This is a genomic window from Ruegeria sp. BC1, from assembly GCF_056539305.1.
On record NZ_JBQFUT010000012.1, the window covers coordinates 99,162 to 105,165 of the forward strand.

At 56.3% G+C, this 6,004-nt stretch carries 5 protein-coding genes and 1 pseudogene; 2 read left to right on the forward strand and 4 right to left on the reverse strand.

Annotated features, from left to right (window positions below; translation table 11 throughout):
* Nucleotides 1-66 precede the first annotated feature (66 nt).
* A complete protein-coding gene (locus ACR0IY_RS20490; protein WP_480676630.1) occupies nt 67-1,122 on the reverse strand; it encodes a tyrosine-type recombinase/integrase in 1,056 nt (351 codons plus the stop codon).
* A gap of 1,121 nt (nt 1,123-2,243) precedes the next feature.
* Between ACR0IY_RS20490 and ACR0IY_RS20495 the strand changes: the two genes are divergently transcribed.
* Entirely contained in the window at nt 2,244-2,396 is a 153-nt protein-coding gene (locus ACR0IY_RS20495) for a hypothetical protein (protein ID WP_480676640.1), read from the forward strand.
* A 70-nt stretch (nt 2,397-2,466) separates the two neighbouring features.
* Here ACR0IY_RS20495 and ACR0IY_RS20500 read toward each other — a convergent pair whose 3' ends face one another.
* Together ACR0IY_RS20500 and ACR0IY_RS20505 are read right to left on the reverse strand one after the other, a co-directional pair.
* Nucleotides 2,467-3,795 (reverse strand): MATE family efflux transporter, encoded by a 1,329-nt coding sequence (locus ACR0IY_RS20500; protein ID WP_480676632.1) that lies wholly within the window; start codon nt 3,793-3,795, stop codon nt 2,467-2,469.
* Nucleotides 3,796-4,051: 256 nt separating this feature from the next.
* Nucleotides 4,052-4,348 (reverse strand): hypothetical protein, encoded by a 297-nt coding sequence (locus ACR0IY_RS20505; RefSeq protein ID WP_480676634.1) that lies wholly within the window; start codon nt 4,346-4,348, stop codon nt 4,052-4,054.
* Here ACR0IY_RS20505 and ACR0IY_RS20510 point away from each other — a divergent pair.
* Nucleotides 4,347-5,029: pseudogene (locus ACR0IY_RS20510) on the forward strand (IS6 family transposase). The gene ACR0IY_RS20505 and the pseudogene ACR0IY_RS20510 overlap by 2 nt on opposite strands.
* A gap of 166 nt (nt 5,030-5,195) precedes the next feature.
* On the opposite strand, the gene ACR0IY_RS20515 reads toward ACR0IY_RS20510, so the two are convergent.
* Nucleotides 5,196-6,004, reverse strand: an 809-nt coding sequence (locus ACR0IY_RS20515) for a biotin/lipoyl-containing protein (protein ID WP_480676636.1), incomplete at its 5' end; no start/stop codon positions are given.

Below are 6,004 nucleotides of genomic sequence, written 5' to 3' on the forward strand. Positions count from 1 at the left end.
TGCTCAGATTTCTTGATTTCAAAGGCGGTAACCCATGGGTTACCGCCTTCTTCGTTTAGCGCCAGTTCACCCCAACAAGTCCGTTGCCGGGTTTTCCGCGATATCGACGTCGTCATAATATTTCTGCGCCTGGGCCATGGAGCGGTGCAGCGAGAGGCGCATGGCAGCTTGGATCGGGGTGCCATCCAGTGCGGCTTGGGTTAGGAACCCAGAACGCAAACCGTGCGGCGAGGCGAAGTCCTCCGGCAACCCTGCCAACTGGAGGCGATGTTTGACGATCTGATAGATAGCGTCCGGCGAAAGCCGACGTTTCAGCACACGATCCGCTTTTGAGATTGGTCTGAACAGTGGCCCATTTTTAATCTGTCCAACCTCAATCCAATGGACCAGCGCCTGGGCTGCGCGGCCCTTCAGCACCAGCCGCGGCGTATCACCTTTTGTTGTCGTCTTGGTCTCAAGCAATGAAATCCAAACCAGGCTTTTCTCGTCGAACTCCTTCAGCGAGACGTCTTCAAACATCAACCCGGTGATCTCGGACCGGCGCCGTCCGCCTGAGGCCCAACCCAGCATCAGGATGGCGCGATCACGGCAATCCCGCCGGGACCCCCGACAGGTGGCCAGCAACTGCTCGAGAATATCGCGGGTGATCGGATGTTGCGATTTCGGGGCAGGGGGCCGGGCGGCAGCCCGGCGCGCCTTGGCACGGGCCTGCTTCACCTGCGGCGCACCGAAAGGGCTGGTCAGGTTCTTCATTCGATGGAAGGCAAGCCAGGAGGCGATGCGCCGGTCCAGCGTCGAAGGGGCAGGGCAGGCGAGGGACTTGCGCAGCCCCTGAGCAATCAGCGCTTCTGCGGTTTCGCGCGCCACGTCCGTTTCTGGTGCGTCATTTAGATCGCGGGCGTGATCGAGAATGAAGGCGAGGGCGGTGGCCTCTGATTCCGGCCAGTCCAGCGTCGCTGCGAACCGCGCGGACTTCCAAGCGGTGACATAAAGCAGATCCCGCTCATAGGCCCGCAACGTGTTTTCCGGTGTGCCGCGCACATAAAGATCAGTTAGCGCCTCCTGATCCGTGTCCGAGAGGGCAGGAGCGGCGGCGGGGAGATATGGGGCTGGCGGCTTCATGGGGCACATTCTGCGTCAATTTGGGTCAGATTTCAAATAACATGATAAGGGATACTTATCGGGTGTAATAGTATTTTGAAGATACCTTGGATGTAACGATCAAAAAGTCCTTATAATGAGCGTAATACAGGCGTAGGTCATGCTCTGTAACAGAATTCAAGAAGGCGAGGTGGGTTCTGTTGCAACAGAGCCATCTGCCTATTGTAGAGCGGCTTTGTCAGGTTATTTTCGACGGCCCGCGAGACAGGAACTGTACGTTGATTTCAAGCGTTGAGCTCGCGTCCATATTCGGTCCAAATTTCGAAAGCAGCGGCGCGGGCATGGCGAAAGGAATGGGCTGAAAGGCGGTGACGTTTGGGGCGAAACAGAGCGGCGGTTTGATCGTGTGTCACGGTGCCCTTAATTTCTGGACGCTTGCTTCAAAAAATTGAGTAAAATCAGTTCCAATTTGTGCCTTTAATTTCTGGACTGTGTCCTTAATTGCCGGACTGTGCCTTAAATTCCAAGACCGTGCATTCTGGGGATAAGTCGTGTGTTAGGCAGACGTGATCCGGTACAGGGACCCTTCGGTCCTTCACCGAATGTATGTGAGGTCCCTGGTTGGTGGCCTGTGGATATCCGAGAATTAAGGGCACAAAACCTGGGTAAATGCACCAAGATGCATCTGCGTCCAGAAATTAAGGGCACAGTGACAAATGCAATGGGCGCTTGGAACTTACGTTGCACCCATATCACCCACCGTGGCTGAAAAGGTCGCGAAGACAGCCGCTTGGATATGGTTTTGCACCGACAGCATGGGATCAATTCTTGCGGGCGCGCCGGTCAATGTTGCATTGAACTGTTCCATCTTACTTGTGATTCTGCTTTCTAGCCGACCACAGCTTTCCGAGGAGTCGGTAGAATCTTGAATTCCTCGCCAATGCAGCGAGTATTTCCGGTTCTGTCGCAGACTTTGTTCCTCCTGTCAGGCTGAGAGTCGTTTTGGTAGCGCGTGCTCAGATAAGCCAGGAGCAGACTGCAACCATCTCATTCAAGAGTGCACACTTTCCGAAAGACGTGATCTTGCACGCTGTTTTCTTCTACCTCGATACGGCTTATCGTATTGGGATCTGGAGGAATTTATGGCGGAAAGTAGCGTTGAACTGGAACACGCGACGCTGAACCGCACCGCAGCGACGGTGACCAGGGTCCAACGGCAGCAATGGACGCAATGGTGGGCTTCGAACCCGATCTCTCCTTTCACGACTAAGGCCCAAGATGTCGCAGCCCTATGATCTGGTAAGTCATATCACTCCACTGCGAAGTCGCTCGCGATTAGGTTTCTCCAATCGATCTACCCCAAACTCAAGCTCGAGTTAGCGCCAAGAACCGCAGGGGCAGGGCGGTCGCCGCTGCCAGCAGACCCAGTGTATAGCCGATCCAGACGCCGACTGCTCCGAGATCGAAGAGGAACCCCAGCGCGTAACTGGCCGGCAAAGCAAGTGGCCAATAGGCCGTCAGGGTAATTATCGTCGGCAGGTTCATGTCCGACATTCCCCTTAGCGCACCCAGCGCAGTGCCTTGAACGCCATCGGCAATCTGCAGCAATGCCACGATGAAAAACAACGTGACGGCGAGGTCAATAACGGCCTGGTCATCCGACATGGTTTCCGCCAGCATACGGCCAGCAGTAATGAAGACGATTGCGGCAATCACCTGCCAGAGCGTGACCATCACAAAGGATGCCTTTAGGATTGGTCTTAGCCTTTCCTGACTACCTGCACCGACTGCAAGACCCACACGGATCGAGGCGGCACCCGCCATGCCAAGCGGGATCATATAGGCCAGCCCCGCAAGCGCGTTGACGATTTGATGGGCGGCCAGCGCCTCGGCCCCCAACCAGCCCATCATCAGGCCCACCACGGCGTAGGCTCCGCCCTCACCCGCATATCCAAGACAGAGCGGCAGGGCGTCTTTGGCCTGTGACCAGACATCCGTCCATGCAACAGTCACCCGCTGGCGAAAGGCGGCCAGCCCCGGTGCGCGTATCAATACATAGATCCCGGCAACCAGCGACGTACATTGCGAGAGTATACTGGCCAGACCAGCGCCCAGAATTCCAAGATCAAGAATGTGAATAAAGGCATAGTTTGCGGGTACGTTGAACAGGACGCCCAGATAAGACAGCGCCACGGCCGTCCAGGGCCGTCCAACGGCGTCGAACAGAGCCTTCAGACCAAAGAACAGAGTGAAAGGCAGGATCCAGATCGCCATCGACATCCAGTACGGCAGCAGGATCGCCAGAACCTCCTTCGGTTGCCCCAAAGGCACCAGCAACGGATAGATCGCCATCATCCCCAATGCCGCGCCGCCGCCGCCCAGAAAGCACAGCAACAGCCCGCCGCGTAAAGCCAGCGCAACTCGCGCGGCATCGCTTGCGCCCTCGGCTTGGCTGATCTGTACGGAAATTGCGGTGACTACACCCCAAAGAGCAGAGATAAGGATGATCAGAACGGCTGTGGTCACACCAGCCGCCGCCAGCGGGACCGTTCCAAGCGGAGAAATCATGGCCGTATCTACGACACCGATCAAAAGTGCGGCGGCAAGCCCGACCATTAGCGGTACGGCAAGCCGGATTAACGGCGTGAATTCGGCGCGGGTGGGCGCCTGCGAAATCAGGATTTGGTCTGTCATGGGGCACCTGCCGGACAATGTCCGGCGAAAAAGTCGCGGTAACGAGCCTTATGCTCGGAATGAAGAGGGGCTGCTCAGCCCTGCGACGGGAACACCATGAAATTGGTCCTTTTAGGGACAAGTTAACAGATAGAGTTCTAGGGGAATAACTCTTCGGCGTCCAGATCACTTTTGCGGTGCTGTTTGCCGAACGCTGCGAAGGGCAGGATTAAGCGGGTTTAACCGGAACGTGGTGGTGCTCTGATCAAACCATCATCTAATTGGTAGCCACCTGGGCAAGGTCACGCGGAAATTTGGCATTTTGGTCGTCGGCCGGAAAAAACAGCTCAATCTTCATGTCGTCTAGCGTGACGTCCGTGACTGTGCTGAATTGGGCAATGGTTCCAAAAAGGGAAAACCGCTGACCACCAAAACAGTAGATCGTTGAGATTGTCGGCCCGATCACCGCGTCACTGCGGGCGAGGGATGTGTCGCAAACTATGAAGCCCAATTGACGAACATGCGTGATCTGACGTTTGTTCCCATCGAATAGTTTTCGAACAGGTTTCAACATGATGTCATTGAAAGGCGGCCATTTCCCCAAGGATGCGGTTTTGTACGCTGTATGCTTTTACCTGCGGTAAACAGTTTCCTATCGTGACTTGGAAGAGATCATGGCCGAACGCGGCGTGGATGTGGACCACGCCACTCTCAACAGGTGGGTTGTGAAATACTCACCGATGATCGCAGCGCGAGCACAATCGAAGAAACGCCCAACGCTGAGCTCCTGGCGCATGGACGAGACATATGTTCGTGTGCGCGGCAAGTAGATGTACCTCTATCGGGCTGTCGACAAAGTTGGGAACACTCTTGATTTCATGCTGTCTGAGCAGAGGAACCGACCAGCAGCATCCAGGTTCTTCGCCAAAGCACTGTCTTCCAATGGAATTCCAAACAAGATCGTCATTGACAAAGTGGGGCCAACGCAGCGGGCATTCGAGAAGTAAACAAAATCCTCAATCGGTTTGGCTGCCCAGCCAAGATCCAGACAGTCAGGTCCAAGTATTTGAATAACATTATTGAGCAGGACCATCGGTTCATAAAGCGTCGCGTCCGGCACATGTGCGGGTTCAAATCGTTCAGATCCGCCTCGGCCACTCTGGACGGCATGGAGGTCGCCAACATGATCCGCAAGCGGCAATTCCCCAGCACAAATGCATCTGGTTTTCGGCTATTCGCCGAGATCGCGGGATAAGTGTGTCCAGTACATATCCGACCCCGGCCGCTCCGAAAGCTTGCGACACATCCCTTAGATGGACGGCAGAACTAGCAAATTGCGCTCTGGCAAGATTAAAAAAAAATGGCGCAGCAATACTGCTGCGCGAGTTGGGGAGTAAAGATTCGAGTTTTTACTCGCGAATTTATTCCAGTTCGACCAGCAGGTCCTTAGCGTCAATCTGGCCGCCGGGCTGCACATGAACGGCTTTGACCGTCGCGTCACGCTCGGCGTGGATGCCGGTTTCCATCTTCATGGCTTCGATGGTCAGCAGCATGTCGCCTTCCTTGACCTCCTGACCGGCGGTGACAGCGACGGTGGCCACAACACCCGGCATCGGCGCGCCGACATGGTTGGGGTTGCCAGCCTCGGCCTTGGGCCGGGCCTGTGTCGTGGATGTCACCAGACGGTTCGGCACCCGGATCACGCGGGGCTGGCCGTTGAGTTCAAAGAACACTTTGACCTCGCCCTTTTCGTCGGTGTCACCGATGGCCTGACAGCGGATTTCCAGCGTCTTGCCCGGATCGATTTCAGCCGTGATCTCTTCACCCGGCTCCATGCCATAGAAGAAGGTGCGCGTGGGCAGGGTACGAACCGGACCGTAGACCCGGTGGCGGCCCATGTAATCCAGGAACACCTTGGGATACATCAGGTATCCGTTCAGATCCTCGTCATCGACCTCCATCCCCTCAAGCTGATTGGACAGCTCGGCGCGGGTGGCCTCCAGATCGACCGGCGGTACATCTTTGCCAGGGCGGTCGGTGTTGGGGATCTCGCCTTTCAGCGCCTTGCCGATGATCGCATCCGGGAACCCGCCCGGAGGCTGGCCCAGATTGCCGCGCATCATGTCGATCACCGAGTCGGGGAAGGCCACGTCCGTATCCGGGCTTTCCACGTCATCGCGTGTCAGGCCCTGACTGACCATCATCAGGGCCATGTCACCAACCACCTTCG